1 protein-coding gene is annotated in these 1908 nt (G+C 65.1%); it reads right to left on the bottom strand.

What is annotated here, in order from left to right:
* Nucleotides 1-378 precede the first annotated feature (378 nt).
* Nucleotides 379-1521, bottom strand: a complete 1143-nt coding sequence (locus B5F85_RS10615) for a hypothetical protein (RefSeq protein WP_143786181.1) — start codon at nucleotides 1519-1521, stop codon at nucleotides 379-381.
* Nucleotides 1522-1908: the final 387 nt, after the last annotated feature.

Below are 1908 nucleotides of genomic sequence, written 5' to 3'. Positions count from 1 at the left end.
CTGGGCGTGGCGTTGCGGTTTTGGGGGCCGGGGCGCGGATGGGCGGTCGGGGCGTTGCGGATTGCGGGGTCGTGGCATTGCGCCGGGGGCGGTGCCGGAGCGCGCGGCCGGCCTTGGCGGGGCGCGGCGGGCCTCGGCGCGCGCGACGGGCGCGCGACGTTGCGGGTTTTGGGGCCGTGGCGCGGGCGGCGGGGCTGCGCGTTGCGGATCCTGGGGGCATGGCAGGGCGCCGGGAAGGGGGCGGATGGGCGCCGCTGCCACGGCCCGGGAATGCGCAACGCGCTTCTCGACCGGCGTGACACGGGTCGGAAAATCGCAACGCGCTTCTCGCTCAGAGTGACATGGCCCTTGGCTCTGCAACGGTGAGAGACGGCGAGGTCAGTCAGCCATGTAGGCTTCGACGGGCACTACGTCCCAGCCGTTGTTGTCCGCGCGCGGCCTTGTGTCGTCGCCGGCTCCCTCTTTGGCTTCCTCGTCCTCTTCGTCTTCCGACATATTCTTGAAGCAGCTCCAGTGGACCCCGTCGATGCCTTCGAGTTCGCGGCAAAGCTCCTCACGCTTTTTTCGACGCTTCTCCGCAACCGAGCGTTTCACGCGGACCTCGGGGACGCCGAGCATCTCCCTGATGGTCTTTGCCAGACCGTCCATGTAGTCTTGGTCGCTGTACTGCGCTGCGGTGACGATGATTTCGTCAATGCCGTTGGCGACGAGCTCGTTGTGGCGGGCGGCGTCGCGCGCGTGCCGGACTGCGCCGTCGTGATCTTTTCCATCGTACTCGACGGCGACGCCGCGACGCTTCTTTCCGTCGCGACCCTCGCCTGTTGGGCAGAGCAGGAGAATGTCTGGCTTGCGGACCCCCTTGCGCATGGCGTCGTGAATCATGCGCACCTGAATGGGGTCGTTCATCGAGAGCACTTTGAGTCCCTCGCCGCCGCGATGCTTTGACAGCCCTAGCCGGAGGGAGAGCTTAGTCTCTCTTGGAGAGGCGGAGCCGACGCATGAGATACTCAGCGCCTGACGGACCTTTGCAGTTCCGGGGGCTGGTCCGAGCAGCTCGATGTGAGCGGTGATGAGATCGGGAGTGGTGAGGGGCTCGCGTCTCTTGAACATACCATCCGTGACGTTGGGTACGATGGCATAGGTTCCGAGCAGCTCGGAAAGCAGACATACGAGCTCCATCTCTGTGAGGAGCGGAGCGAGCTGGACGACAAGGTGCTCGGGCGAGACACATCTGACGTCCGGGGCTATCTGAACGGCGCTGAGTTCCGGGAGTGCGTCAAGGGCGCGGTGGGTTTTCACATGCAGGGGGCGTGTGCGCGGGGCGTCGTGTGCGAGGAGGATCTCCGGAGGGTTGCCTGACTGCAGGCTTTGGGGAAGTCGAGGTATGAGCTCGGCAAGCTCCGCCTTGGTCGGGGCGCGATCCGGAAGATCGATGGCGCACCGAGACCGGTTGAGACGCTTGCGCAGGCTTGGGGCGCGAAGGGCCTCTAGGGCGGAGAAATGTGAGAGCACGATGTCCATGGCATGAGGCTACGTTACCTGCAGGCGTTGACGGCTGAGAATCTGAAAAAGTTAGACACATAGCTTACATGGAGCTTCCATGTAACTTTTTAAGTAAAGGTTATGGCAGGTTGGGTGGTGTGCGGGGGAGGCGAAGTGCGGTTTGGCTGAGGGGTGCGAGATGTGAAGAAGCGATGTTTGCGCAGGTGACTGGATTCTGTGGGAGTGCGGGGCGGACATGGCGCGTGCTTTTTGCGAGTTTGGCGCGCGGCTGGATACGCGGGCTGTGTTGGGCGTGGCTGGGCGTGGCGTTGCGGTTTTGGGGGCCGGGGCGCGGATGGGCGGTCGGGGCGTTGCGGATTGCGGGGTCGTGGCATTGCGCCGGGGGCGGTGCCGGAGCGCGCGGCC

The sequence above is a fragment of the Olsenella sp. An293 genome (genome assembly GCF_002159495.1).
Taxonomy (GTDB): Bacteria; Actinomycetota; Coriobacteriia; order Coriobacteriales; family Atopobiaceae; genus Thermophilibacter.
The sequence above is the reverse complement of the archived record's forward strand: the minus strand, read 5'-3'. Positions and strand labels throughout refer to the sequence as shown.